A 25,682-nucleotide genomic window follows, 5' to 3' on the forward strand; every position below is an offset into this window, starting at 1 on the left:
ACGCATAACCGAAAAGTTATGCGTTAAAACCATTAATACTGATTGAAAGGTTACCCAATTATTTTAACGTGAGGGTAAACACTTCGTTGTTCACGCCACCAATCATCATTGGTTTTCCAAGCTGATCTTGCTGGACAAAGAGCGTGGTTTTTAACTCACGACTTGAGTGACGAGATTTGCTTTTGCGAACCACAAGCACATCAACAACGTAATCCGAATATTCCTTAATCACGGAGCCTGAGAGCTCGATGATTTCCTCATCATTGTCTTCAACGGCGTCAAATCCTCGATCAACCTGTATCGGTGCTGAAACCGAGGTTTGTCCGTAGTTTAAAACCGCAGTTTGAGGCTCTTCAAGCTGTGAAGCAACACTAGTAAAGGCAATAAAACACGTTGCCAATAACGCTTTGGATATTATTTTCATTAGTATTTTTCTGATTTCCGGCAAGCAAATAGAAATAAAAACCTTAGATAAGAGTTTGATAAATAGTTAATAATGGCTATCTAAGGCGTGACTGGAAACAATACCGATTTCATTGCGAATAAACAACTTTTACAGCATGTATCGTAATGTGATTTATCTCATCTCGTTCGTAGACGTTTGCAGTAACCACACGAAAGCCTGACTGTTCTAGTTCCGTAATCAAAGATTGTTGTGAAGATACATGTCGATAAACATGGTCATTTTTGGTGATTTCGTAGCTATTACTGTCTTTGGCACACAAGCTGCTCACAAAGAAAACGCCATTTTCAACCAAAGAATTATAGATATGACCTAGAAAAGTATTCCGATCTTCACCAATGATGCAGTGTAAACAGTTTCCGTCGATCACCACATCATAGATCTCTGGAATCTCAAGCGTTTTCTCGGTCAAGTCCGCGACGTAAAACGCCCCTTGATTGCCAGTATCTCTCGCTTTATCTTTTGCCCAAGATATGGCAGTCGGTGAAATATCAATACCTGTTACTTCAAAGCCTAATTTAAAAAATGCTCGACAATGATGCCCTTCGCCGCAGCCAACTTCCAAGAGTTTGCCAAAAGTCGGAGCTCCTTCTAGCTCAGTAAAGCGCTGAACAAGAATGGCTTGCGATATGCGCTCATTGCCTCCCCATCCTTCCCAGCCCTCTTTTCGGGCTTGAACATACATATCCTCGTGGACATGGTAGTTCGCTTTCATATTCATCCTTGATAATTCCTTACGTTAAAGCGCTATCGACCTATCAATACATCACGGGTTGTACGACTCAACATGTTCATGTACTGCGTGCATTATCGACGCTTTAATATCCTTTAAATATTTCGCGTGTGGGCACCACATTGAAAGCGGCAGCTTCATCCCTTCTAGCATGAGGTCGATACTCACTGGCTCGATACCCTCTGCTTTAAACTGAGGCTTGGTTAATGCTTTGGGTAGCCACGACCACCCTAAACCCTCTCGCACCATATTGATGACAACGGAGAGCTGATCAACTTGCTCATTATTGGCTGAAAATATGAATTTCTCTTTTAAACCTTCATCAACTAACGATTTTAGAATGAACTGTCTCTCGGTCACCATCGCGTCAACAACCGAGTTCTGATCTAATTTGGCTAACCGTCCACCAGCTTGAACATAAGGAACGAACTCCACGTGGCCTAAAAAAACCGAGTCCATGCTGTGCATCGCGCTACTTTCGTGCACATTAACTAACCCAAAGTGGATTGAGCCATCAACAATACCACGCTTGATTTCAGCGCGATCACGCACTAATAACTCAACACGCATGGTCGGAAAATCTTTCGCTAATTGTTTGCGAATCATGAACAAAGCAGAAGGCGGCATAAAGCTCGAATAGGCAATCACCACGCGCTCCAAACCTCCGAAAGAAAGGCTCAATGCAATGTTTTCAAATATCCTAGCCTGTTCGACTGTTTTCTTGGCGTAGTGATAAAGCAAGTGACCATCTTCGGTAGGCTCAACAGAACGGCCTACTCGGTCAAATAAAGTGATAGCCAACTGATCTTCAAGATTGCTGATGACTTGCCCCGTTGTCGTTCGGTGCTTATTGAGCTTAACGGCTGCTTTACTAAATGATAATTCTTCATACACAGTGACAAATGCCAACAGCTGCTCAAAGTTAAACGTCATGTTATTCCCCCACGTTCAGTGACTTACTCAAAATATCACTATCGTTCACCGTCGTGTCATTAGAAATGAGTGAGATGTGACAATCGATCAGTTTATTGCCTCGCGGTTTACTATTCCAGATTTCTATACCATCGAGAGCGCCATGAGTTTCTTGACAGGGAAATCAAACGTAGGCTCAACAAACTCATACTGGCCTGCGATCGTTTCTAACTCCGAACTCCCATTGTCATAAGTCAACTCTAGTACACCATACACCGCATTATTGGTATGACGTAACGCTGCAACCGGAGACATACGCTTGACTAAACAGGCCGTAAACACCACCGCTGTTAAGTCCCCAACACCAGCAGGTGGCGTTTCAAAATCTAGCATCGGCCTTTGACTTAGATAGATAGATTTCGGTGTCGCTAGCATCATCGTGAAGTGTTCTTCAAGCTCAATATTTGTCACAAGGATGAGCTTCGGCCCCATTTCGAGGGCCTTTTGGCAAGCCTGCGTCGCTGATTCAACATTACTAATCTTGACTCCTGTAAACTGCTCCAGCACATACTTACTCGATACAATCACGTCAGCCATTGGCATCAGACTCTCAAACAATGGAGTGTGAGGCTCTTTATCAGCGATAGGCTCAGCTAGCTCTGGGTGACAGACATAAAGTACTTGGCGACTTTCCTCTTTAACTCGCGTAACTAACTCACAAACTGAATCGCAGAACTTTGAGTCCGTTTGATAACCCGCAATGACAGCGCCACATTCAGATAGCTGACGGAGGCTTTCTACACCATCCGTCAACGTTAGTAATTCATCGACAAGGCTTCTACCGACAGACACCTCATGGTCTTGTGTTTGTTGTGCATTTTGAACAGCGTGGATTGGCCATATGTCCAACCCCATTCGTTGAACAGGAAACCCGGTCACGCTGCTATTTAAATGCCTACCTACGCCGTAAGTTTTAATTGAAATGATACCTTTCATCGCTATGCCTACATTACTTTGCTTTACATCTATTCATTGAGTATTCGGCATAGCAATTACGCTCGAATCCCTCGCTATCAAGTGTTCTCACAAATTATCGAGGTTATCCATAAGCTGGTAGAAGAAACCAATTGAACGGCCGTATTCGTCTACACGGATGCGCTCATTCACACCATAGAAACCTTCAAACTCTGTTGTATTCTCCAACTGAATTGCCGTAATCGTGTAAACATCTGGCGCAAAATCACTGCGATCTTGATTGGAAATCGTTGGGAATTACACCGCTTTTGATAGGCGTTTTTCTGCCCCATCTAAGTCGACCTTAACTTCGATTTGCTCCACGCCTTTCATCTGCATTGAGCTAAAGTCTTGATCGCCTGCCGCCCAAGCTGAAACGCCCGCAGTAAAGGAAATTGGTGAAGCGACGCCAGCGAAAATTTTTGAATGTTTTGTCATGTCCATTTTCCTTTTCAATAGGAAGTAAATTGGATTATTGCTCGTTGATATGGTCAGTATTATCGAAAAGCGTTACCTCAACCAATCGCTTATGTAGGACCTAACCCTACAAACGGTTTCATCGCATAAGGACGTAATAGACAACCATCAAAAGCTTCGCTCACAGAGCTCATCACCTTTGGGAGCTGGTGACATATGAATGCACCGAAGTGTTACAAGTCAGCGCTTTTTCTGATCTGCATCCTTCATGTGAACATCAATTTGAAGGTAAGAGATTTCAACATGATTCTCTTTGAAGAGTTGATTTATTTTCTTATTCACCAAATGCAATGTTGGTAAACGATCATCAATGGAGTTGATGTGAAATCTAAGCTCGAACTCTAAACTGCTAGCGTCAGGTATTAATCGTTTCCGGCCAAATCGACGAACACTGCCCTTGAGTAAGCTTAGTCAAAGATTCAATGATTCATTGTCTTACATGAACAAAAACGGGCATTCATAGACATTGATGAGCTGGCAATAGCTCTACTGTTCAGGCTTTGAGTAACAAGCGCATCACTCTTCGGTTTTTCGGTGCAGAACAAGGCTCAGATTTTACTTACACCATTTGTAGGATGGCGTCCTACAAATGCGATTATCTGCTTTTCATCTCTTCCCTTATCTTTGCCTCATCCAAGACAAACGAGACAACTTCATGAACACAATGCCGCACGAGCTGGTATGGGGTGAAATCTATTTCCCGCCGCTGCTTTTAGTCATCGGATTGGCTTACGTTCTGACCACGATGGTGACTTCGCTAGCAACGAGATGCGGACTACATAAGTACGTTGCATTCCCTGCACTGGCAGAGCTAAGTCTGATTGTCATTTTTACCGGCGTTATTGGCCAATTTATTTCGATCTTTTGAGGAAAGCGCACTGTGATTAAACGTTATCTCATTACTCTTATTTTGTTGTGTACCGCGGGTACCGTGCTTTACACCCACTACCAAACATACACAAACAATCCATGGACGCGAGACGGACAAGTGAGTGCTTATGTTATCTCCATTACGCCTCGAGTCACTGGGCAGGTTACGCAGGTGTATGTTGCTGATAACTCAAAAGTAAAAAAGGGAGATTTGCTGTTTGAGATTGATCCAAGCACATACGTTGCGTCTTACCACAAAGCACTGGCAAACCAGAAACAAGCGACTGCATTGCTAGCAAAGGCACAAAATGAAGAACAGCGAGCACGAAAATTAGAGAAACGTACGCACGGTGCAGTGCCTGCGTTAACTCTTAGCAATTTACATAATGCCGTACAAACAGCGCAGGCAAATGTTGAACTAGCGAAAGCAAACATTGAAGAAGCGCAGCTTAACTTGGACTTCACCAAAGTTTACGCGCCGACCGATGGTTACATCACCAATCTAAACGTTCGAGTGGGCTCTCAAGTGGTCGCTAACTCCCCTGCTGTCGCCCTTATTGATGAAAATAGCTTCTGGATTGAAGGTTACTTTAAAGAAACAGACCTCGCGGGCATTGCCTCTAACGACCGCGCAACCGTGACATTACTCATGCATGATGACGTAGCGTTAGAAGGCAAAATCAAAAGCATTGGTTTTGGCATTGCGAAAAAAGATGGCACAACAGGAAATGACCTTCTGCCAACAGTGAACCCTAACTTTCAGTGGATTCGCTTAGCTCAACGTATCCCAGTCAAAGTGACATTGAATGAAATGCCAAAAGATCTGCAGCTTCGCGTAGGCATGACGGCATCGATAAAAATCATCAAACACTAATTAGGTGAAGGTCATGCTGAGTTCATCGACTAAAGAAGCAATAAAAGCAGCGCTCTCAATTGTTGTCGCTATTTGCCTTGCACTGTGGTTTCAGTGGGAAAAACCTTATTGGGCGGCCATTGCGGTTGCTGTTATGGCACTAAATGAAAGCTTTGCCCACTCAATTCATAAAGGACACAACCGCGTTTGGGGAACGCTCATCGGAATCGCTTATTCACTTTTCTTAATTGGTACGTTTCCTCAAGATCCATTTTTGTTTTTGAGCTTTTTAACTCTGTTTCTTGGCTTGTGTGTTTTCATGTCGAGTGACGAGAAATATGGCTACATATTTTCGATGGCTTTTACGGTTTGTGCGTTAGTTGCTTGTATGGGTCAATTTGATGATCAAACTATATTTCATTTCGCGATATTGCGACTTCAAGAAACAGTTCTAGGTGTAATAACATTCTCTGTTATTTATCGAGTCATTTGGCCAGTAAATACTGAGCAGGAATTCATTCAGAAGTTTGAAGACAGTCGAACGTTGCTACTGGAAGCTCTTAAAAATAAGCACGACTTTAACCTTGAAGCGCTAGAAGCCAATTCAGGAAATATCAACAAGCTTTATCAACTGCTTAACCTACCGTTAAAAGGCAGCTATCGGCTCAGACAGCACCGACGTGCTTGGCTTGAGCGAGTCAACGAACTGACTCACATTCAAGAAAAACTACTAAACCGAGGGGATAAGTCAAATTCAAACAGTGCAGAATGGAAAGCTCTTACCGAACAGTTAGAAAACTTTTATGTAGATAAGCCTCAAACTTCGCTCATTGGTGTCAAAAATAGCGATAAAATAGAAAGCGTTAACCCATCACTTCGCCAAGGGAAACGAACATTTTCCCAACATATCAAAGAGGATAAACGTAAAGTTTTTCACGGTGTGTCGATGTTCGTAACATCATTGCTCGTTTGGATTTATCTCCCAATACCTGGTGGCTCTATTTTTCCTATGATCGCAGCGGCTTTTTCTTGCATCTTGCCGACAATGCCACCGAGCGTGCTTAAAGATGCGTTCTTTGGTGTTCTAGGCACAGGAACCGTAGTTCTACTGGAGTACGTGTTTTTGATGCCACTCATGACTGAGCTATGGCAGCTAGCGTTATTTTACTTCATCAACACGATAGTAATTTGGGAGGTATTTTCAACACCCAAAATGCTGATTCATCGAGTTCTAGGGATTAATCTATTGGTTGTACTAACCTCCGGCGCGTTAAACCTGACTCCAATATATAGAATTGAAACACCAATTTTAATGCTGACGAATATTTTAATTATTCTTCTGATAGGCAAATTGTTTTCTGACCTGTTTTGTAAACCTCAAAATGTGCGCAGAGTTTAGAAACTCGATATTAATAGCCATGCTATTCATGTAATGAATTATCAAAATAAATTTTGAAATAACACATACACATTTTTAGAAAATGGGTATTTATAATATTAAAGAGAGACCATTGTGAAATTAAAAATAGGACTGGTATTTTTAACCACTTTATTTACCCAGTTAAGTTTTGCTCAAGATTCATTTTTCCCTATTTGGGGAGATGAAGCAGAAAAGCGTGGCTATTCACTGCCAAAACCTTATGGTCTTTCCCTTTCATACATGGATATGAGCAATCCAATCACGGTCAACAGCATTGATTTAACAGGACATCCGGTACTTGAGGCACTTGATATTGATACTAACCACGCCGATTTTAAAGGTTCCAATATTACTCTAAGGGGAGACGTGTGGATTTTCCCGTTTATGAATATCTATGGAATTATTGGTTATACCCAAGGCACGAGCACAGCAAAAATTAACGCTTTAAGTTGCGACACTTCCTCCGTACAAGGTATCGGAAACAAAGTTCTGTGCTCGCTGCTCGATGCCGCGGGTGACGAGCTACCGGATAGCGCCGCATTTGAGTTAGAGATGGACGGAGGAACCTATGGAGCAGGCACCACATTAGCTGGCGGTGTGGGAAATTGGTTCGCACTACTCGATATGAACTACACCTACACCAGCATAGCCGCCATTGATGGCAATATTAAAACCTTCGTGGCTGCCCCTCGAGTCGGATATCGCTGGCAATACGATGGCGGACGCGAACTGCGCGTATTTGTTGGCGCCATGTATCAAAATGTTCAACAAGAATTGTCTGGTGACCTCAAAAGCTTAAACCTACCACCGCAACTACTTGGCTTAGTTGAAAACTTGAGCCCTGATGCGGGCTTCAACGTCAGTCAAAGTGCCGATGAGAACTGGAACAGTGTGCTTGGTTTCCAATATGCCTTTAACAAAGACTGGGAGATATTGATGGAGGCCGGATTTGGGGAGCGTGAGACCTTATTCTTTTCATTAGGTCGTCGATTCTAGGGTTGAAAGCATGACAAGATTACTTCCTATTGTTTGTCTATTTCTATCTGAAGCAACTCTCGCCGAAGCGGCTAACCAAAAGTCAGAAATGCAAGAACTGACAAGCTATCAGCAATATCAAGCGTGGCTTGAGAACTTATTGCTGGAACTAGGCGCGGATGGTCAGTTCGATCCTAAAAAAGGCATCGACTGGAGTGTCATGCCCGGTCCCTTTTATACTCCAGAGAAAAAGTTTGGTATTGGCGTATCGGCGGTCGGCCTCTATAAGTCAGATATCAATGATATCGACTCCCAGCCAAGCTCTATTACCGTTAACGGTTTTGGGGCAATAAATGGTGCTTATGGGGTATCTATCAACAATGCCAACTACTTAAACAACGATAAATACCGCTTGTTTGTTGACGCTGAACTAACGGATTCTCCCGATGTATTTCATGGTATGGGCGTTGATGCTGGAATGCACAATGAACGAGTTAATTATGACCGACGCAGTTATTCCGCCTCAATCACTGGTATGACGCGTGTATTACCATTTACCTACTTAGGCATAGGGCTCTCCTTTTTCCACAATGAAGCATCCAACGCCAAACAAGAAAATACACACATCCCCTGGATAGGTGATGATTTGGCGGAGTTTCCTAGCACGCAGCGAAATATTGGCAGCATGCTCAACCTCACTTATGACTCTCGGGACTTCGCCCTAAATGCCTCAAAAGGCAGGCTGATTGAGCTTGAATACCAGCACTTCAGCACTGAATTAGGCTCAGATAATGATTTTGAACGTGTGAGGCTTAATTACAGTGATTATCGTTCCCTATCGTCAATTCCTGGTGTTTTGGCCTGGCAAATACGCTCCGAATCCAACTTCGGCGACGTGAGCTGGGATCAAATGGCAATGCTCGGAGGCGCTGAGGCTCTTCGTGGCTATGAACAAGGCCAATACCGCGGCAGAAATATGCTGATTTCCCAAGTAGAGTACCGGCAGCCGCTATCTGGGCGCCATGGCATAGTGTACTGGTTAGGAGCAGGCACACTGGCTGAAGAATTTGATCAACTGGGTCAAGAAGAATGGCTCTATTCTGTCGGCGTTGGCTACCGATTTGAAATCAAGCAGCGAGTTAACCTGCGTTTAGATATCGGCTTTGGTAACGATCAAAGTGGATTTTACTTTGCAATTAATGAAGCGTTTTAACTGAAATGAACCGTATACTTTTTATATCTCTTTACACTGCCACCCTTTGTACCTTCTTGGCTGGATGCTCGTCCAACAATTGGGCAGTTCATGCGATACCAGGTTCGAATCAGGCCGCTGATATGCTCGCAGGTGATCTGATGACCAATCAAAATTGGTATTTGGATGAGTCTCGCTACCCTCAATTGACCGTACCGCAGAACGTACGCCCGTGTTGTGCCTTTGGGGATATGCAGAAAGTCAAAATTGGACCAGTTCCAGTGCCCTTTTTCCGACTGAACAACGTTGTCGAACTCGAGGAGATAGGCCCACACAAGTTTGCCAGCGGGATATATCACTACACACCGTCATCCTCATCGGCATTGGGTCATGGCGGTAGCGAAAATAACGGAATCTTATACACGCAAAAAGGTGGCTTTATCGACCTCGCCCATGTGCGCGATACCGCCGATGACACCATGGGCTTATTTTTCGAGATACTCGCCAACTTAGGCCAAGCCCATCGCATTGATTTACCTGCTGAATTAGGGCCAAGATACATCGAGATGGCCTCGTTCGACGCATCTTCTCTAACCGATGAACAAAGGTGGTCTGTGGCCGCTCATTTAGCCGCACGCTTAGCCTACTTCAAGGCTGAATCCCATGAGATCGCCCAGTGGCACGGCTACGCAAGTTTTTCAGGTTGGCCAGAAACCATTTCCGCCTACTCGCTTGAAGATCTCTACTCCAACATGTTGGGAGCTAAAATTGTACTTAACCTCATTCAACAATATAAGATGCTGAGCGAAAGAGAATACAACCAAAATGTCAGCTTGCTTCTCAATGCAAGTCTGCAAGAACTTGGCGTCGTTGATAAATCTCAATCAAAACTGGTATTAGCCGCCGTCGACGGTAAATGGTGGAACTCACACGAGTCAATCCCAAACAAATACATGGTTCTGCAACGTCACTATGACCTAGGAGATGTACAAACGCCCCACCGACTAACACCGGAGTTACTAGGAAAAGAGAACTCGAACTTACAGTATCTCGCGCAATCTCCCGCGATTGTGCTCACCTTACCAGCATCTGTAGAGTCGCTGGAGCTAGATGACATTGCCAAGTTAGTACTTGAAGTAGCGCCGAGTTATGCAGATACCTTCATCCATGTTCCGAAATCTATATGGTCAGAGCGCATTGAGCATACTCAGTTTCCTGTCATTGCGAAGTATGCAGAGTTACAAGATGGTCAAGAAATGAAAGCGTTAGATGTGACGGAGAAGTAATTTAGAGAAAAAGGACAAAAGAAGGAATTTCACTTGAATATCAATAAGTTACAGGTACAAAAAAGCCCACCAGAAAGGTGGGCTTTTTCTAAAATTTGGTGGGTCCGGGCGAACTCGAATCGCCGACCCCTACCATGTCAAGGTAGTACTCTAACCAACTGAGCTACGGACCCAAATTTTTCATTCCTGACCATTCAATTCAGAATGGTGCGTCCGAGTGGACTCGAACCACCGACCCCCGCCATGTCAAGGCGATACTCTAACCAGCTGAGCTACGGACGCATATCTCTGGAACGAGAAGGATATTAGCTATATCCGATCAGGGGTGCAAGCATAAATTCATCAACTTTGAATCGTTTGGTGAAAATGTAAACTCAACACCCGTTTTCAGATGATTTTATCGGCAAGCACTTCGTCTATTGGGGATAAAAGTGTGATCTATATAACTTTTACGATTTTGTTCAATTGTCGTAAGGCACTTCACTTAACATCCAAACTTGTAATGTCTGGGAAATATCAGGGCAAAAACCAAACAGAATTTGATATTTAGGCTCAAATGGCTCACCAATGTAGGTAGTGCGGATCAGTTTACCCGTTTTGACATCGACTTGAGTACTTACTCTGCCTTTAAAGTTTTGGAAAATCACAAACTGCTCGCTGTGATAAACCATCTGTTCACGATAAAACAAAAAGTGGTCTTGTGGCGTCTCCGTCAGTTTGCACTCCAGCGGCTTTAAGCTCTGCATTCCTTGCACGTGTGGAGCTAGCAGCAACAGTGCAAATATCCATCCATATCGCATACGACTTCCCTATTCCGCTTTCTTTCTCAAAGTATAGGTCTTGGCGTATTGGGCGATACAAAAAAGGCTTTGATCTACACAAATCAAAGCCTTTAGGTTTATCGTTTGAGTGGTTGTATTAGTCGTCAGACTCAAACACCACATTGTAGTTTTCAGTATAAGTACAATTAGGTTGACGACTGCAGGTGAAAAATCGTCGTCCTTTAAATTCACCTTGGCTGGCAGTTTTGATGATCATCGGACTGCCGCATTTCTTACAAAAACGCACTTCTTTCTCAGGCTCGATCAAATCAATATGCGCCGCCAACAAACGACGTAAACGCCCCACTTGATAACTGTGTTTTACTGAAGTCCCGATCAGAGGCAAGTTGGCAGATTTACATACGTGCATCAGCAACTTCTGACGCTCCACCTTACCTTTATTCAATTGTTGCCCGTTATCAAACTCGATAATTACGCGCGGTTCTAACGTTCTTGGGTCACAAATTACGTAGTCGAAATAACTGCGCGCGATGCGATTATTGGCCACGAAAAACTGCTTTTTATTCTTGATGTCTTTCGGAGCAACCAAAGTAGACATGTTCACCTTGGCAAACACGACAGCATGCTCTCCAACTGCGGCTCTTAGCGCATTGAAAAAAGCACCTTCTTGCCCTCTTAGTAACGGGCCTTTCGCACGATATGGATAGTCACGCGTGTCGTCGTGCTTAATCACGTACTTTTGAATAATAATGAAGAATACAACCAGAAGAACAACAATGATAAAGATGTTGGTCATAGATAAAGTGCGCCCAAAACAACTAGTTGCTCAAAGCGTAAATGGAAATGCTATACAGAGCAACAAAACCTATCAATTTTGAGGTGCGATGACATAAGCGATGAAGAAAAGTTCACGGAGGATAAGCAAAAACAAGCCAATCTTTCTAGGGATTGGCTCTTGTACGTTGTGCCTGATTAACAATCATTAAGTGTTAGCGTCTGGTTGATTGTCTGGCATGGCATCAATGAAAGTTGGCAGTTGGTTGCAAGCATCTACAATTGCGTTGATAACCGGATAAGGCGACATATCAACTCCAAAACGTTGCGCGTTGTAGACTTGAGGCACAAGGCAAATATCAACGATGCATGGCGAGTCAGTCACACTGTATTTACAGTTTCCATGCTCTTCTCGATATTTGGCCAGTTTCTCTTCTAACGCAGCAAAGCCTTGTTTGATCCAGTGATGAATCCACTCCTCTTTCTGCGCTTGTTCACAACCTAGTGTTTCTTCCAGATACTGCAAGACACGCAGATTGTTTAAAGGATGAATTTCCATGGCGATGTCCTGCGCCATCGCCAACGCTTGATAACGTAATGGCGTTTGTTCAGGAATGACCGACACATCTGGGTAATTTTCTTCAAGATATTGAATGATCGCGAGTGACTGGTTTAAGCGTAAGTCACCATCCACCAGCACAGGTACCAGCTCTGAAGCGTTAAGATCGTGGTATTGCTCATTGTGCTGTTCACCGCCATTGCGAACTAAGTGAACAGACACTGAATCATACGCCAGTTGCTTTAAATTCAAACATATACGCACTCGATATGCCGCCGAAGATCGCCAATATCCATAAAGAATGATGTCATCGCCCATGGCTTGTCCCTATTTTGCTGTTTAATGTTTCAAGTATTGACTAACTTGCTGATCAATAGCACCAAAAATAGTATTACCTTCAACATCAAACATCTCAAGTTTGATCGAATCACCAAACGACATAAAGTTTGTCGTTGGCTTGCCATCACGAATGGTTTCGATCATACGGACTTCCGCGATACATGAATAACCAACGCCACCTTCCTCAATCGAAGTGCCATGGTCAGTGCCTTGCTTGTTGGACACCGTACCAGAACCGATGATTGCGCCAGCCGATAGTGGGCGCGTTTTTGTGGCATGAACGATTAAGTCTGCAAAGTCAAAAGTCATATCAACGCCAGCATTAGGGCGACCAAACGGCTTGTGGTTGTAAGTGGAAACCAATGGTAAATGAACTTTGTTTTCATTCCATGCATCGCCCAGTTCATCAGGGGTAACCGCTACAGGAGAAAACGCCGAAGACGGTTTAGATTGGAAGAAACCAAACCCTTTTGCGAGCTCCGCAGGAATCAAACCACGTAGCGAGACGTCGTTCACCAACATAATGAGACGAATAGACTCTTGCGCCTCAGCAATACTTGCGCCCATCGGCACATCGCCAGTTACAACGGCAACTTCGCCTTCAAAATCGATACCCCATTCGTCGCTGGCAAACTCAATATTGTCGCAAGGGCCAATAAACGCATCTGACCCACCTTGATACATCAAAGGATCAGTCCAAAAACTCTCTGGCATTTGTGCACCACGGGCTTTGCGAACTAACTCGACATGGTTAACATAAGCACTGCCATCCGCCCACTGATAAGCGCGAGGTAACGGAGACTCACAGTAATGCGCCTCAAACTCTTCAAACCCTGCGACCGTGCCGTTGTTCAGTGCGGTGTAAATTTCTTCCAACTGTGGTGCAACAGCTTCCCAATTATCAAGTGCAACTTGCATGGTCGGTGCTAGGTTTCTCGGGTGGAACACTTCTGTTGCGGGTACGCAGCGCGTTAAGTCTTTGCTCACGACCATCAACAGACCGTCACGAGTCCCATTTTTCTTGGTTGCTAATTTCATCCTTGCCCCTTACTTCTCTTGCCAGCTATAGACATATTCTTTGTTTTCTACTTTATCCAGTTCATCCGAGAACTGGAGTGCATGACGGGTATCGATCATGACTGCGACCTCATCCGTAAACTTCTTCTTATATTCTCGACCCGCTTTAAACGCTTTTGGATGCGGACCATGAGTAAAGCCTGCCGGATGAAACGTCACCATACCCGCTTCAATGTTATCGCGACTAAAGAAGTCACCTGCGTGGTAGAACAACACTTCGTCATAGTCATCATTGTTATGGTAGAACGGTACTTTAAGTGCTCCCGGGTCGCTCTCAATTGGACGAGGAACAAACGTACACACTACAAATCCCGCTCCTACAAATGTAGTATGCGCCGACGGTGGTAAGTGGTAGCGATGTGACATAAGGGGACGTATATCACGCCAATTCACTTTCACTACCGCTAAGTCGCCATGCCAACCAATCGCATCTAACGGATTAAACGGATAGGTGATCACACTGACTTTATCATGGCGTTTTACCTGAACCTCGGTGCGGTTTTCAGAATATTGCGCACGAAACTCATCATTGATAGATGGAACTTCCAACACCGCAGGGTCAAATACCGCGTGATTCCCTACCATGCCCTTTTCCGGTAAGGAATACGCTGCATCGGTGTTTTCAATCATAAGAATGAACATGGGTTCACTCGGCTCTAAACGCCAACTCGTTGAGCGCGGGATCATGACGTAATCCCCTTCGCTCACTTTCAGATGACCATAGTCACAGTAAAGATCTGCCGTACCTTGGTGGATGAACAGCAGCTCGTCGCCATCAGCATTTCTTACCAAGAAATCCATCTTTTCATCCATGCGCCATACACGTATTTTACAGTTAGTGTTGTGCAGTAAGTGCGGTACTGACCAAGGAGAGAGCTGACTGGCTTTATCCACTAAGGTGAAGTCAAAAGCGCGTGGGCGTAAGTCACCTTCCCACTCACACCAACCGGTTGGCGCATGTTGATGATGAAAATGTGCCGCAGGGCCGAAGAACCCACTTCGGCCAGCTTCACGTTCATAAATTGCCTCATCCGGGAAATCCGCGTGTGCTTGTTTAGAGCACACTCCCTCCCGATGCGGAAATGTGATCCATTTATGCATCGCTTAGTACTCCTCGGCGAATTTGATCTTCTTCAATCGATTCAAAGAGCGCTTTGAAGTTACCTTCACCAAAGCCTTCGTTGCCTTTGCGCTGAATGATTTCAAAGAACACAGGGCCAATAACCGTCTGAGTAAAGATTTGCAGCAAGATTCCGTCTTTCATTGGCGCGCCATCAATCAAGATCTGCAAAGCACGAAGTTTGCTGACATCCTCAGTATGGCCTTCAACGCGCTCATCGACTTTCTCGTAGTAGGTGTCTGGCGTTGGCATAAAGTCCATACCGCGGTCACGCAACGTTTGCACCGTTTGATAGATGTCATCCGTTGTCAGTGCGATATGCTGAATGCCTTCGCCGTTGTATTCGCGGATAAACTCTTCAATCTGCGATTTGTCATCCGAGGATTCATTGATTGGAATGCGGATTTTGCCACACGGCGCCGTCATTGCGCGGCTAACAAGGCCTGTCAGTTTACCTTCGATATCGAAGTATCGAATTTCTCGGAAGTTCCCGATGCGCTCATAAAAACCAGACCAAACATCCATATTACCTTGCTTAACATTGTGCGTGAGATGGTCTATCTCGTACAAGCCAACGTCTGATTTTGCTAAGCGATCGTCTGCATCATCATAAAAACGGAAATCGACGTCGTAAATGCTCTGCTTGCCATAGCGATCAACGAAATAAAGCAAGCTTTCACCAATACCGTAAATAGCAGGAATACTCAGTTCCATTGGACCAATTTCAGTTTTGTATTCTGTGCCGCCGTTTTGAATAGCATGTTCAAGCGCAACCGTCGCGTCTTTCACACGAAACGCCATACCACATACAGATGGGCCGTGAACTTTAGCAAACTCCTCCGCCTGGCTATGAGGCTGGGCGTTCACGATAAAGCTGATGTCACCTTGTCGATACAACCATGCTTCTTTCGAACGATGTTTGGCTATTTCAGCAAAGCCTAGCGATGTAAATAACGCTTTTAGTTGTTCAATGCCTTTGCTGTCAGCAGCTGTGTATTCAACAAACTCAAATCCGTCTGTACCTAATGGGTTGTATGTGTCCACCATGACTTTCTCCTTGCGTCACTAATTTGTTTACAGCCTCACTGAGCTGTTTGAACTGATTTTTCTAACTTGGCGCAGCTAGAGAGAAATTGGAATACATCAGCCGAAATCTCTATTTCGATGGGTCTCACGGAGAAATGTAAAATTAATGTTACACCACAAAGCCATCAATGTGCCCGGTTAAAAAGAAACCAAAATTAAATTGAATTTCAATCAATTAGGTTGATATTTTTCGATTTACGCCACACCACCAAATGTAAACAACTTGTTACCATGGCGATTTTTATTGGCACCTAGCGACTTTAGATAAGTCTTTGGTTTCATTTAAAGAGAGGTTGGAGAGAGTGAAACAAGCGAGAGTTTCAAGACAACAAAGCGCACGTAAAAAGCGGCCAAGTTCTTATTGAACTTGGCCTATCCAGTTGGCAGTGCGAGGATATGAGTAAACAGAGACGTCATTAATCCACAAATGTGATTTTGCTTCAAATACACCCTACTTATTTACAGTGCACCTTGCAGCAATTATTGACTGCTTTCATCAGTTACATATTTGCTTCGAGCCATAGTGCATTACTGTCTCCGCTCTCAATTACCAAATTGTCACTTGCTAAACCACTTTCGTGATTGCGTCGTCACTTCTGGCATTATCCTCGGTCAGAATCGTGTCAGGCAGTGATTTTCTTTGATTCAACGCAGCTTCACCTACATAAAGCTGTGCGATAAAAGAGGTTCTGTTCCCTTTCGAGTCCGTGCCATTGATTTCGAATTCACATCGTTTCTCGGTATCGCCCTCGACCCCAAAAGAAAGAGACACCCAAATGACACAAATTAATCAAGAACGTCTAGTTGAACACTTCTGCCAACTGGTTCGCATCGACAGCGAATCTATGAATGAAAAACAAATTGCAGAAACGCTGGCTGAGCAACTGGGCGAACTAGGCTTTACGGTTCACAAGCTTCCTGTACCAGAACACATTTCTAATGGCTTCAACGTGTACGCACGGTTAGAAGGGGAAAAAGAAGGCTCAATCCTAATGAGCTGTCACATGGATACGGTAACGCCGGGCATTGGTATCGAGCCGATCATCGAAGACGGTATCATCCGCTCGAAAGGCAACACCATTCTTGGCGGTGACGACAAATCTGGCATCGCTGCCATCATGGAAGCAGTGCGCTGCATCCAAGCTGAAAACCTAGAACACAAAACGCTCGAATTGGCGTTCACTGTACATGAAGAAGGTGGCCTGTTCGGTTCTGAATACTTCGATATGTCTCACGTAACCTCAACAGAAGCGATCGTACTGGACACAGGTGGCCCAATTGGAACTATCGTAACGGCTGCTCCGGGCCAACAAAAGATCGTCGCAACCATCAAAGGCCGCCCTGCACATGCAGGTCTTGCGCCGGAAGAAGGCATCAGCGCGATCATGGTTGCGGCAGACGCAATCAACCAAATGAAACTGCTTCGCATCGACGAAGAAACCACAGCGAACATCGGCATGGTCAACGGTGGTCAGGCAACCAACATTGTGATGCCAGAGCTTAAAATCGTTGCTGAAGCTCGCTCTCTAAATGGAGAGAAGCTAGAAGCCCAAGTCAACCACATGATTTCAACATTTGAGTCGGTATGTGAAAAACATGGCGCAGAAGTCGAAATCGAATCTAGCCGCGCGTACGACGCCTTTGTTATCGAAGAAGACAACGCGCACGTAACCGCAATCAAAGCGGCGTTTGCAGATATGGGTATCGAATCGTTCACGAAAGGCACTGGCGGCGGCAGCGATGCGAACAACTTCAACAAGAAAGGTCTGACAACCGTGAACTTATCTACGGGTATGGCTAAAGTGCACACCACAGAAGAGTTCATCGCCGTTGACGATATGGTAAAAATATCTGAGTTCGTTAAGCATTTTTTGGTGAAGTAGTCTCACTCAAATATTTAGATTAACTTCCGACTTTCATCCCCTTCTCGCCCTGCGCGAAGGGGATTTTTATTTTTGCCCACCACAAATATTCTTTCCTTAATGCCAACTTGGCAATCAACCGCGATAAAAATTCTACTAGCTCACTTTTTGAGACCGAACAGCCCGGCTTTTAGCACCTTGTTACAACCATGTTAAAACGCGATTGTGCAGACAATTTATACAATATACATTTTGAGCACCTTTCAGGATGAATAGAGTGAGACAAGGATGAAATTACCTAAACTACTTTTGCTAGCATCGATAATGAGTCCGATACTGGCTACACCGAGCTACGCAGTGCCGTATCCGGCTGGTGTGACGCTTGCAGAGACGCAAGAAATTACACTCAACAACGGGGCGGAAGTCACCTCTATCGATCCTGCAAAACAAGCCGCGGAGCCTGCGTTCAACCTTGGTCGAGACTTGTTTGAAGGCTTAACCATTCAGGACAAACAAGGCAAAACGATTCCTGGGATTGCTGAATCTTGGACGGTGAATGACAACAATACGGTTTACACCTTCCACTTGCGCGATGCGAAATGGTCAAACGGCGACGCAGTGACCGCTCAAGATTTTGTCTACAGTTGGCAACGATTGCTCGACCCTAACACAGCATCACCTTACGCTTGGTTTGCCGCCATACCGAATATCCTAAACTCGCAAGCCATTATGAAAGGCGAAGCAAAACCTGATTCATTGGGCGTGAAAGCGTTGGATGAAAAAACCTTCCAAGTCAGTTTGGAGAAGCCAATTCCGTTCTTCATAAAACTCCTGAGCCACCCCGTTCTTGCTCCGGTTCATCAAACAACGGTAGAGGAACACGGCAGTAACTGGACACAACCTGAGAACATCGTAACCAACGGCGCGTTTACCGTTTCGGAGTGGAAGGTAAACGAGAAGATGGTAATGAAGAAAAACCCGCACTATTGGGATGCAAACAATGTCGTCTTAGATAAAATCACTTGGCTGCCGATCGGTGATGCGAATGTCGTGCTAAATCGCTACCTAGCAGGAGAAATCGATCAGGTCATGTCGATTCCTGCCGCACAAAAAAGGAAACTAATAAGCAAACTGCCTCAAGATGTGGCTGATACAAGTGCTTCGCTAGGTTCGACTTTTTACTACCTAGATACGCAGGAAGGACCGACCAAAGATCGTCGAGTTCGCCAAGCCCTCTCCTATGCCATTGATCGCAATCTACTGACTGATTCGATTTTAAGAAATGGTGGCATTCCGATGTTCACGCTAGTACCACCGCAAACCGATGGGTTTCAATCGCACACACCGGAATATTCAAAGTGGGACCAAATCCAACGAATTGACGAAGCAAAGCGTTTGTTAGCAGAGGCAGGCTACAACCAAAGTAACCCACTTAAGTTGACGTTTACCGTCCCGACTTTCTCGATGGATGTAAAAATGGCGACAGCCATGGCGGGCATGTGGAAGAGCCGTTTAGGCGCACAAGTCACCATCAAGCAGTTGGAACCTAAAGTCTTCTATGCCTTGAAAGAACCCACAGAAATTACGCGCGGCGGTTGGACAGCCGACTACAACGAGGCATCGACTTGGTTAGATATCTTCGTATCAAATGGCGAGTACAACGATTCACGTTACCACAACCCGAAATACGATGAGTTGATGTCGCAATCTAAGACCATGAGCGACCCATCTGAGCTATATCTGCGAGCAGAAAGCATGTTGATTGATGATATGGCGATCATTCCAGTTTACCGTCCCGGCATCGATCAATACCTGATCAAGCCTTATGTCGGTGGCTACGAGCGCACCAACCCCGAGTCCTCGTACTACCGCAAGAATGTCTATGTGAAAGTCCACTAAAGGCATGTTTCGGCCTGTGTCGATAAGGTAACTAGCACTGACATTGCCAATACATGGCATACCTTCTCGAACCTCTCTTTCCTCGGTAATGAGCACAGGCCAATTTTTTTCACCTTTTATTCGACGCGGCAGGATGTGGCGTCGTTTTACCAAAGGATGATGGATCATGATTTGGTACATTCTGAGACGGCTAGCCATCGCCGTTCCAACCTTACTGTTTATTGCACTGGTTTCTTTCTGGTTGATGCACATCGCACCGGGTGGCCCGTTTGATATGGAACGCCCAATGCCGGAAATCGTACGCGCCAACATCGAAGCAAAATTCCACCTTGATGAACCGTTTCTGGTTCAGTTTTGGATTTACATTACAAACTTTGTGCAGGGTGATTTAGGCCCAAGCTTTGTTTACCAAGACTTCTCTGTCACTCAGTTGGTTGCGCAATCTTGGCCCGTATCGGCAATGCTTGGGGTGCTCTCTTTTAGCATCTCAGTCCCACTTGGGATGCTGCTCGGCACTATTGCCGCGTTAAAGCGCAATAGCCGTTTGGATTACGGATTAATGACACTCTCGATGACGGGCGTGGTTGTTCCTGCTTTTGTTTTGGCTCCCGTGCTTGTCACCATTTTTGCGATTCAGCTTGGTTGGCTCCCCGCTGGTGGCTGGGAAGGTGGGCAATTAGCTTTTCTTGTTTTGCCGGTATTAAGTCTGGCCATTGGATCAGTCGCTAGCATCGCGCGTGTCATGCGCGGCGCGATGATTGAAACCCTCAATCAACCTTACATTCGCACCGCAAAAGCGAAGGGATTATCGACCGCCTACATCTTGTTCCACCATGCACTGCGTCCGTCATTGATCCCCGTCGTCGCCATGCTCGGGCCAGCGTTTGTCTCTGTCGTGACGGGCTCTGTCATCATCGACATCTTTTTCGGCACTGGTGGTATGGGCCAGCACTTTGTCTCTGGTGCACTGAATCGCGACTACGGCTTAGTCATGGGCATCACCTTAATTGTCGCCTCACTCACCATCTTCTTTAATCTTGTGGTCGATTTGTTGTACACGGTGATCGACCCACGTATCCGAGTTTAGGAGTCAAACATGTTATCGATTAAGAAACTGGATACTCAATCCTTACAAGACCAAGTCGTAGACAATATCGAAGCGGTGGAAGGTCGCAGTTTGTGGCAAGACGCCTGGTCTCGTTTTCGAAAAAACCGCGCCGCGATGACATCGGTTTATGTGCTCGCGTTCATCACTTTGTGCATCACGTTTGGCCCATCGATTGCGGCCTTTGGACACGATGAGATTGATTGGGACGTACTCGCCGACCCATACGAACTAGGAAAGCCATCACTTAGCAGCGGCCATTACTTTGGTACCGACGATCTCGGCCAAGACCTGTTTGCCCGCACCATGCAAGGCGGTCGCCTTTCAATTTTAGTTGGCTTCGTGGGCGCGTTAGTCGCCGTCGTTATCGGAACGATTTGGGGCAGCATTTCAGGCTACCTAGGCGGCGTCGTAGATAGCGTGATGATGCGCATCATCGAAGTGTTGGATTCAGTACCATTTATGTTCATGGTCATCCTTTTCGTCACCCTCTTTGGCAACAACATCTACCTAATTTTTGTCGTAATTGGCATGGTGTCATGGTTGGGAATCGCTCGCGTGGTACGCGGCGTGACCTTCGGAATTAAAAAGCGCGAGTTCATCGAAGCGGCACATTCCATTGGCGTTTCAAAGTTCACCATCGTTCGTCGTCACGTGCTGCCGAACGTATTGGGAATTGTAATGGTCTATTCATCGCTCATGGTGCCCGGTTTCATCATGTTTGAATCGTTCTTGAGCTTTTTAGGCTTAGGCGTCCAACCACCAGACACCAGCTGGGGAATACTGATTTCCGAAGGCGCAAAAACCATTGATGTTGCCTTGTGGATGCTGCTTTTTCCATCCCTGTTCTTGGTCACAACCCTATTCTGTTTCAACTTCATCGGCGATGGCTTACGCGACGCTCTTGACCCGAAAGATCGATAAGGACAACTCCATGCTATCTATTGAAAACATGAACGTGCGCTTCGATACGCCAGACGGACAAGTGCAAGCGGTCAGCAACCTTTCCTACTCGATTAAAGCAGGAGAAACGCTCGGCATTGTGGGTGAATCAGGCTCTGGTAAAAGCCAATCGGTATTTGCGCTGATGGGGCTCACCGCCGACAACGGTAATGTCTCCGGTGAAGCCTTATTTCATGGCGAGAACTTACTCTCAATGTCCAAGAAGCAGCTCAACCGTATTCGCGCAGAGAAAATCGGCATGATCTTCCAAGATCCCATGACCTCTCTGAATCCATTTATGAAGATAGGCAAGCAGCTGAGCGAAGTGTTGATAGTGCACAAAGGCATGAGTCGCAAGCAAGCCATTGCGGAATCAATACACATGTTAGATGCGGTGCGAATCCCATCGCCGGACACTCGCCTGAATCAATATCCACACGAGCTTTCTGGCGGTATGCGCCAACGTGTGATGATTGCCATGGCGTTGTTATGTAAACCGGAACTGCTTATTGCCGATGAGCCAACCACCGCGTTAGACGTGACCGTACAAGCCCAAATTTTGACTCTGTTGCGTGAGTTACAACAAGAATTCAATACCGCGATATTGCTGATCACGCACGATATGGGCGTTGTCGCCGAAATGTGTGACCGCGTGTTGGTGATGTACGGCGGACAAAAAATGGAACAAGCAGATACGGACACCCTCTTTGCTCAGCCCGCACACCCTTATACCCAAGGCTTACTGAGAGCAATTCCGTCGATCACCGAAGACATGCCTCGTTTGCCAACCATCCCTGGCAACCCACCGAGCGCCTTGATTAACCACCAAGGCTGCCCGTTTAGAGATCGCTGTGATTACCGACTCGCTCGCTGCCAAGCCGAAACGCCGAAGTTTATGCCGCTCAATGGTCGTCAATCCATCGCCTGCCATGTCAAAGCCCAAAGCAGCATTTCACTCATCCACCAGTCGGCTTAAGGAAACGTTATGAATCAGAAAGAAGTGTTATTGTCCGCTCGCGACCTGCAAGTGCATTTTCCTGTTTCGCGACACCTCATTCCGAGCCGAAGAAAGATCGTACAAGCCGTCAACGGCATCGATTTGGATGTTTATCGAGGCGAAACACTCGGCATTGTGGGCGAATCAGGCTGCGGAAAATCCACCTTAGCGCGTGCTCTGCTGCGCTTAGTTGAACCCACGCACGGTAAGCTCACTTGGAAAGGTGAAGACATGCGTGGCTTCAGCAAAAACAAGTTAGCGCGTCGTCGCCAAGAATTTCAGATGATATTCCAAGACCCATCGGCGAGCCTCAATCCGAGATTAACGATTTCAGAATGTATCGCAGAGCCGTTACTCACACACCAACCTCAACTCAAACGCGCCGAAGTCGAAAAACGCGTCATTGCGATGATGGACAAAGTGGGTCTGTTGGCAAGCCAACGTAACCGATATCCGCATGAGTTTTCTGGCGGTCAGTGCCAACGTGTTGGCATCGCGCGAGCCTTAATCCTCAATCCGGACTTGGTGGTGTGTGATGAACCCGTCAGCGCATTGGATGTCTCGATTCAAGCGCAGGTCATTAATTTGCTCGACGACCTTAAACAAGAAATGGGACTGACACTGGTGATGATCGCTCATGACCTAAGCGTTGTGCGCCATATCAGCGACCGAGTGATGGTGATGTACCTTGGCAAACCAATGGAAGTGGGACGCTACGACCAAGTGTTCGACGATGCTCAGCATCCCTACACAAAAGCATTGCTTTCTGCGGTACCGATTGCCAATCCGCAACTTGCACGCAACCGCGACATCCAATTGTTGCCCGGAGACCTCCCCTCTCCGCTCAACCCACCCAGCGGTTGTGTTTTTAGAACCCGATGCCCAGAAGCTACGGAACTATCTGGGGAGCAAAGCCCAGTCAAAACAGGCACTGAGCAACATCATATTTACTGTTCAAACATGATTTAGGACGTTTTCATGAATACAACAAACTCGGTTAACCAACGCCTTTCATCGCTACGCGACGCAATGGCAAACTACAAGGTTTCGGCCTACATCGTCACAAACAATGATCCCCAAAATAGTGAGTATTCCGCTGACCATTGGGCTGGACGCACGTGGATTTCTGGCTTTACTGGCTCGGCTGGTAATGTCGTCATAACTCAACAAGGCGGTGGATTATGGACAGATGGTCGCTACTACATTCAAGCAGAAGAACAATTACATGGAACAGGGTTAGACCTTTTCAAAGCGCGTCAGCCGGAAACCCCCACCATTCCTAAATGGCTTGCGAATACCCTCGACAAAAACAGCGCGATTGCCGTGGATGGGCGCTCGATCAGCTACGCATTTTACCAAGAACTTAAACAAGCGCTTGAGCCAAAGAACATCGAGATTGTTCTCGACCTCGATCTGATAACGCCAATCTGGACTGATCGCCCGAGCAGACCGAGCGCAGAAATTTTTGACCATCCGGTTGCGTTTTCTGGTGTAGAAGCCAAACAAAAACTCGCAGATATTCGTAAATGGCTCAATGAAAACCATGCGGACTGTTTATTGGTTTCAACCCTTGACGATGTGATGTGGACACTGAATATTCGTGGCGCTGACACGCTTTACTGCCCGGTTTCAGAATCCTACCTTATTGTCGAGCGAGACCGCGCGACGGCGTTCATCGATAAACAAAAGTTACCAGCCGAGATAGAGAAGAAGCTGACTGCGCAAGGTGTGAGCGTTCGTCACTACGAGTACGTCAGCCAGTATTTGAATCAGCAATGTGAAGGCTTGTCGCTTGCTTTTAGCCCGGTTTATACCGACAGCTTGTTGGTTAACTCCATTGAGCAGAACCTTTCACTAAAGCCAATGGCTTGCCCCGTCACCGACATGAAAGCCATCAAAAATCAGACCGAGTTAGCCAATCTCGAACAATCATTGACGGACGATGGTGTGGCCGTCGTGAAGTTCATGAGCTGGTTAGAAGACCAAGTCCCAAGCGGGCTTGTTACTGAGCTGTCAGCCGAGGCTCAATTGAAAAGCTATCGCCGTCAAACCCGCCATTATGTGAGCGACAGTTTCCGCACAATTGCGGGCTTCGCCGCACATGGCGCGAAAATGCACTACGCCGCCGATGAAGAAAGCAATGCCGTTGTCAATGAAAGCAATTTCTTCCTTGTAGATTCTGGCGGTCAATACCTTGGCGGCACAACAGACATCACCCGTACTTTCCACTTCGGGTCACCGACCATTAAACAGCGCAAAGACTACACGTTAGTGCTGAAAGCGGTCATCCGACTGACTCAGACTCGATTTATGAAAGGCTCTACGGGTGCCAATCTCGACATCATGGCGCGAGGTGTGCTGTGGCAACATGGTATTGATTACAAATGCGGTACAGGACATGGTGTGGGTATTTGTTTGAATGTCCATGAAGGGCCACAAAACTTCTCGCAAAGCCACCGCGAAGTTGAGCTAAAACCTGGCATGGTGATCACCAATGAACCCGGTGTTTACCGTGAAGGTGAATACGGTGTTCGGATCGAAAACATCATGAAAGTGGTTGAAGTCGAGCAAAATGAGTTCGGTATTTTTTATGGCTTCGAGACCATTACGCTGGCACCAATCGCCACGAACATGCTTGATGTCTCTTTGCTAAGCCATGATGAAATTAACTGGCTAAATCAATACCATTCTCGCGTCTACCAAGCACTCAGCCCATTTCTTGATGAGCACGACAAAGCTTGGCTTCAGCGCGCAACTCAGTTTATAGAGTTTTAGACAAACTGCCCTATCTCCCGATTTCATTTTCATTTCAAACTCCCTGTTTGATTGCCGGCCTTCGGGCTGGCTCTATGTGCGCACCTCTTCTTGTTGCTGAAAGCTTTGCTTTGCACAAATAAATGCCAATGATTAACGCTCATTAGTCGTCACAGAAAACACTAAATACG

At 45.9% G+C, this 25,682-nt stretch carries 25 protein-coding genes, 2 tRNA genes and 1 pseudogene; 13 read left to right on the forward strand and 15 right to left on the reverse strand.

Annotated features, from left to right (window positions below; all coding sequences use genetic code 11):
* Positions 1 to 58 precede the first annotated feature (58 nt).
* The 6 genes and pseudogenes from NL646_RS06300 to NL646_RS23430 all read right to left on the reverse strand — a co-directional run bounded on the left by NL646_RS06300 (position 59) and on the right by NL646_RS23430 (position 3,962).
* Positions 59 to 424 carry a hypothetical protein gene (locus NL646_RS06300; protein WP_005454850.1) on the reverse strand — a complete coding sequence of 122 codons (366 nt, stop codon included), beginning with the start codon at positions 422 to 424 and terminating at the stop codon, positions 59 to 61.
* A 109-nt stretch (positions 425 to 533) separates the two neighbouring features.
* Positions 534 to 1,184, reverse strand: coding sequence for a class I SAM-dependent methyltransferase (locus NL646_RS06305; protein ID WP_253663993.1), 651 nt, complete (start codon positions 1,182 to 1,184; stop codon positions 534 to 536).
* Positions 1,185 to 1,229: 45 nt separating this feature from the next.
* Positions 1,230 to 2,129 (reverse strand): LysR family transcriptional regulator, encoded by a 900-nt coding sequence (locus tag NL646_RS06310; RefSeq protein ID WP_017448586.1) that lies wholly within the window; start codon positions 2,127 to 2,129, stop codon positions 1,230 to 1,232.
* A gap of 123 nt (positions 2,130 to 2,252) precedes the next feature.
* On the reverse strand, positions 2,253 to 3,104 hold the full coding sequence (gene pdxY, locus NL646_RS06315) for a pyridoxal kinase (protein WP_029829282.1): 852 nt from the start codon (positions 3,102 to 3,104) through the stop codon (positions 2,253 to 2,255).
* Between the two features lie 279 nt (positions 3,105 to 3,383).
* Positions 3,384 to 3,560 (reverse strand): annotated as a pseudogene (locus NL646_RS06320) (peptidase M20); the annotation flags it as partial.
* A 219-nt stretch (positions 3,561 to 3,779) separates the two neighbouring features.
* Positions 3,780 to 3,962 (reverse strand): hypothetical protein, encoded by a 183-nt coding sequence (locus NL646_RS23430; RefSeq protein WP_367618102.1) that lies wholly within the window; start codon positions 3,960 to 3,962, stop codon positions 3,780 to 3,782.
* Between the two features lie 292 nt (positions 3,963 to 4,254).
* On the opposite strand from NL646_RS23430, the gene NL646_RS06325 reads away from it, so the two are divergent.
* The 6 genes from NL646_RS06325 to NL646_RS06350 all read left to right on the forward strand — a co-directional run bounded on the left by NL646_RS06325 (position 4,255) and on the right by NL646_RS06350 (position 10,195).
* Positions 4,255 to 4,467, forward strand: coding sequence for a DUF1656 domain-containing protein (locus NL646_RS06325; protein WP_005454886.1), 213 nt, complete (start codon positions 4,255 to 4,257; stop codon positions 4,465 to 4,467).
* Positions 4,468 to 4,479: 12 nt separating this feature from the next.
* A complete protein-coding gene (locus tag NL646_RS06330; RefSeq protein WP_253663994.1) occupies positions 4,480 to 5,343 on the forward strand; it encodes an HlyD family secretion protein in 864 nt (287 codons plus the stop codon).
* A 13-nt stretch (positions 5,344 to 5,356) separates the two neighbouring features.
* Entirely contained in the window at positions 5,357 to 6,721 is a 1,365-nt protein-coding gene (locus tag NL646_RS06335; protein ID WP_253663995.1) for an FUSC family protein, read from the forward strand.
* 114 nt (positions 6,722 to 6,835) lie between these two features.
* Positions 6,836 to 7,738, forward strand: a complete 903-nt coding sequence (locus NL646_RS06340) for a hypothetical protein (protein ID WP_253663996.1) — start codon at positions 6,836 to 6,838, stop codon at positions 7,736 to 7,738.
* Between the two features lie 10 nt (positions 7,739 to 7,748).
* Positions 7,749 to 8,930 (forward strand): BamA/TamA family outer membrane protein, encoded by a 1,182-nt coding sequence (locus tag NL646_RS06345; protein ID WP_253663997.1) that lies wholly within the window; start codon positions 7,749 to 7,751, stop codon positions 8,928 to 8,930.
* Between the two features lie 140 nt (positions 8,931 to 9,070).
* Positions 9,071 to 10,195 carry a DUF4056 domain-containing protein gene (locus NL646_RS06350; RefSeq protein ID WP_253663998.1) on the forward strand — a complete coding sequence of 375 codons (1,125 nt, stop codon included), beginning with the start codon at positions 9,071 to 9,073 and terminating at the stop codon, positions 10,193 to 10,195.
* A 96-nt stretch (positions 10,196 to 10,291) separates the two neighbouring features.
* On the opposite strand, the gene NL646_RS06355 is transcribed toward NL646_RS06350, so the two are convergent.
* From NL646_RS06355 to NL646_RS06395, 9 genes are all read right to left on the reverse strand, one after another.
* A tRNA-Val gene (locus tag NL646_RS06355) sits at positions 10,292 to 10,368 on the reverse strand.
* A 32-nt stretch (positions 10,369 to 10,400) separates the two neighbouring features.
* Positions 10,401 to 10,477, reverse strand: a tRNA-Val gene (locus NL646_RS06360).
* Between the two features lie 179 nt (positions 10,478 to 10,656).
* Positions 10,657 to 10,995, reverse strand: coding sequence for a hypothetical protein (locus NL646_RS06365; protein WP_140304299.1), 339 nt, complete (start codon positions 10,993 to 10,995; stop codon positions 10,657 to 10,659).
* Between the two features lie 118 nt (positions 10,996 to 11,113).
* A complete protein-coding gene (locus NL646_RS06370; protein ID WP_005495434.1) occupies positions 11,114 to 11,773 on the reverse strand; it encodes a DUF2726 domain-containing protein in 660 nt (219 codons plus the stop codon).
* 186 nt (positions 11,774 to 11,959) lie between these two features.
* Positions 11,960 to 12,628 carry a maleylacetoacetate isomerase gene (gene maiA, locus NL646_RS06375; protein WP_031851429.1) on the reverse strand — a complete coding sequence of 223 codons (669 nt, stop codon included), beginning with the start codon at positions 12,626 to 12,628 and terminating at the stop codon, positions 11,960 to 11,962.
* Between the two features lie 21 nt (positions 12,629 to 12,649).
* Complete coding sequence (locus NL646_RS06380) at positions 12,650 to 13,687, reverse strand: fumarylacetoacetate hydrolase family protein (RefSeq protein WP_129146967.1); 1,038 nt, start codon at positions 13,685 to 13,687, stop codon at positions 12,650 to 12,652.
* A 9-nt stretch (positions 13,688 to 13,696) separates the two neighbouring features.
* Complete coding sequence (locus NL646_RS06385) at positions 13,697 to 14,827, reverse strand: homogentisate 1,2-dioxygenase (RefSeq protein WP_253663999.1); 1,131 nt, start codon at positions 14,825 to 14,827, stop codon at positions 13,697 to 13,699.
* Positions 14,820 to 15,893: a 4-hydroxyphenylpyruvate dioxygenase gene (hppD, locus tag NL646_RS06390; RefSeq protein ID WP_120416611.1), complete on the reverse strand. Its 1,074-nt coding sequence runs from the start codon at positions 15,891 to 15,893 to the stop codon at positions 14,820 to 14,822. Before hppD ends, NL646_RS06385 begins: the two co-directional genes overlap by 8 nt.
* A 604-nt stretch (positions 15,894 to 16,497) precedes the next feature.
* Positions 16,498 to 16,704: a hypothetical protein gene (locus NL646_RS06395; RefSeq protein ID WP_193277266.1), complete on the reverse strand. Its 207-nt coding sequence runs from the start codon at positions 16,702 to 16,704 to the stop codon at positions 16,498 to 16,500.
* A gap of 4 nt (positions 16,705 to 16,708) precedes the next feature.
* On the opposite strand from NL646_RS06395, the gene NL646_RS06400 reads away from it, so the two are divergent.
* The 7 genes from NL646_RS06400 (at position 16,709) to NL646_RS06430 (ending at position 25,512) form a co-directional block, all read left to right on the forward strand.
* Positions 16,709 to 17,815, forward strand: a complete 1,107-nt coding sequence (locus NL646_RS06400; RefSeq protein WP_193277267.1) for a M20/M25/M40 family metallo-hydrolase — start codon at positions 16,709 to 16,711, stop codon at positions 17,813 to 17,815.
* Between the two features lie 267 nt (positions 17,816 to 18,082).
* The gene (locus NL646_RS06405) at positions 18,083 to 19,693 is read left to right on the forward strand and encodes a peptide ABC transporter substrate-binding protein (protein WP_253664000.1); all 1,611 of its coding nucleotides are present in this window, start codon (positions 18,083 to 18,085) and stop codon (positions 19,691 to 19,693) included.
* 166 nt (positions 19,694 to 19,859) lie between these two features.
* A complete protein-coding gene (gene oppB, locus NL646_RS06410; protein WP_017448601.1) occupies positions 19,860 to 20,780 on the forward strand; it encodes an oligopeptide ABC transporter permease OppB in 921 nt (306 codons plus the stop codon).
* Positions 20,781 to 20,789: 9 nt separating this feature from the next.
* Positions 20,790 to 21,722, forward strand: coding sequence for an ABC transporter permease subunit (locus tag NL646_RS06415; protein ID WP_253664001.1), 933 nt, complete (start codon positions 20,790 to 20,792; stop codon positions 21,720 to 21,722).
* 10 nt (positions 21,723 to 21,732) lie between these two features.
* The gene (locus NL646_RS06420; protein ID WP_253664002.1) at positions 21,733 to 22,716 is read left to right on the forward strand and encodes an ABC transporter ATP-binding protein; all 984 of its coding nucleotides are present in this window, start codon (positions 21,733 to 21,735) and stop codon (positions 22,714 to 22,716) included.
* Between the two features lie 9 nt (positions 22,717 to 22,725).
* Positions 22,726 to 23,706 carry an ABC transporter ATP-binding protein gene (locus NL646_RS06425; RefSeq protein WP_253664003.1) on the forward strand — a complete coding sequence of 327 codons (981 nt, stop codon included), beginning with the start codon at positions 22,726 to 22,728 and terminating at the stop codon, positions 23,704 to 23,706.
* A gap of 9 nt (positions 23,707 to 23,715) precedes the next feature.
* A complete protein-coding gene (locus NL646_RS06430) occupies positions 23,716 to 25,512 on the forward strand; it encodes an aminopeptidase P family protein (RefSeq protein ID WP_253664004.1) in 1,797 nt (598 codons plus the stop codon).
* The last annotated feature ends 170 nt before the right edge of the window (positions 25,513 to 25,682 follow it).

Source organism: Vibrio sp. Y20_XG_PY13 (assembly GCF_024181925.1).
In the GTDB taxonomy this organism is placed as follows: domain Bacteria; phylum Pseudomonadota; class Gammaproteobacteria; order Enterobacterales; family Vibrionaceae; genus Vibrio; species Vibrio parahaemolyticus.

Excerpts from the sequence above, each read along its gene's own strand:
- NL646_RS06415 (WP_253664001.1), top strand. The coding sequence starts at position 20,790 with ATGTTATCGATTAAGAAACTGGATACTCAATCCTTACAAGACCAAGTC.
- oppB (WP_017448601.1), top strand. The coding sequence starts at position 19,860 with ATGATTTGGTACATTCTGAGACGGCTAGCCATCGCCGTTCCAACCTTA.
- NL646_RS06335 (WP_253663995.1), top strand. The coding sequence starts at position 5,357 with ATGCTGAGTTCATCGACTAAAGAAGCAATAAAAGCAGCGCTCTCAATT.
- NL646_RS06405 (WP_253664000.1), top strand. The coding sequence starts at position 18,083 with ATGAAATTACCTAAACTACTTTTGCTAGCATCGATAATGAGTCCGATA.
- NL646_RS06300 (WP_005454850.1), bottom strand. The coding sequence starts at position 424 with ATGAAAATAATATCCAAAGCGTTATTGGCAACGTGTTTTATTGCCTTT.
- NL646_RS06350 (WP_253663998.1), top strand. The coding sequence starts at position 9,071 with ATGACCAATCAAAATTGGTATTTGGATGAGTCTCGCTACCCTCAATTG.
- maiA (WP_031851429.1), bottom strand. The coding sequence starts at position 12,628 with ATGGGCGATGACATCATTCTTTATGGATATTGGCGATCTTCGGCGGCA.
- NL646_RS06370 (WP_005495434.1), bottom strand. The coding sequence starts at position 11,773 with ATGACCAACATCTTTATCATTGTTGTTCTTCTGGTTGTATTCTTCATT.
- NL646_RS06425 (WP_253664003.1), top strand. The coding sequence starts at position 22,726 with ATGAATCAGAAAGAAGTGTTATTGTCCGCTCGCGACCTGCAAGTGCAT.
- NL646_RS06385 (WP_253663999.1), bottom strand. The coding sequence starts at position 14,827 with ATGCATAAATGGATCACATTTCCGCATCGGGAGGGAGTGTGCTCTAAA.
- NL646_RS06345 (WP_253663997.1), top strand. The coding sequence starts at position 7,749 with ATGACAAGATTACTTCCTATTGTTTGTCTATTTCTATCTGAAGCAACT.
- NL646_RS06420 (WP_253664002.1), top strand. The coding sequence starts at position 21,733 with ATGCTATCTATTGAAAACATGAACGTGCGCTTCGATACGCCAGACGGA.
- NL646_RS06325 (WP_005454886.1), top strand. The coding sequence starts at position 4,255 with ATGAACACAATGCCGCACGAGCTGGTATGGGGTGAAATCTATTTCCCG.
- NL646_RS06400 (WP_193277267.1), top strand. The coding sequence starts at position 16,709 with ATGACACAAATTAATCAAGAACGTCTAGTTGAACACTTCTGCCAACTG.
- NL646_RS06365 (WP_140304299.1), bottom strand. The coding sequence starts at position 10,995 with ATGCGATATGGATGGATATTTGCACTGTTGCTGCTAGCTCCACACGTG.
- NL646_RS06310 (WP_017448586.1), bottom strand. The coding sequence starts at position 2,129 with ATGACGTTTAACTTTGAGCAGCTGTTGGCATTTGTCACTGTGTATGAA.
- pdxY (WP_029829282.1), bottom strand. The coding sequence starts at position 3,104 with ATGAAAGGTATCATTTCAATTAAAACTTACGGCGTAGGTAGGCATTTA.
- hppD (WP_120416611.1), bottom strand. The coding sequence starts at position 15,893 with ATGGTGGACACATACAACCCATTAGGTACAGACGGATTTGAGTTTGTT.
- NL646_RS06305 (WP_253663993.1), bottom strand. The coding sequence starts at position 1,184 with ATGAATATGAAAGCGAACTACCATGTCCACGAGGATATGTATGTTCAA.
- NL646_RS06380 (WP_129146967.1), bottom strand. The coding sequence starts at position 13,687 with ATGAAATTAGCAACCAAGAAAAATGGGACTCGTGACGGTCTGTTGATG.
- NL646_RS06430 (WP_253664004.1), top strand. The coding sequence starts at position 23,716 with ATGAATACAACAAACTCGGTTAACCAACGCCTTTCATCGCTACGCGAC.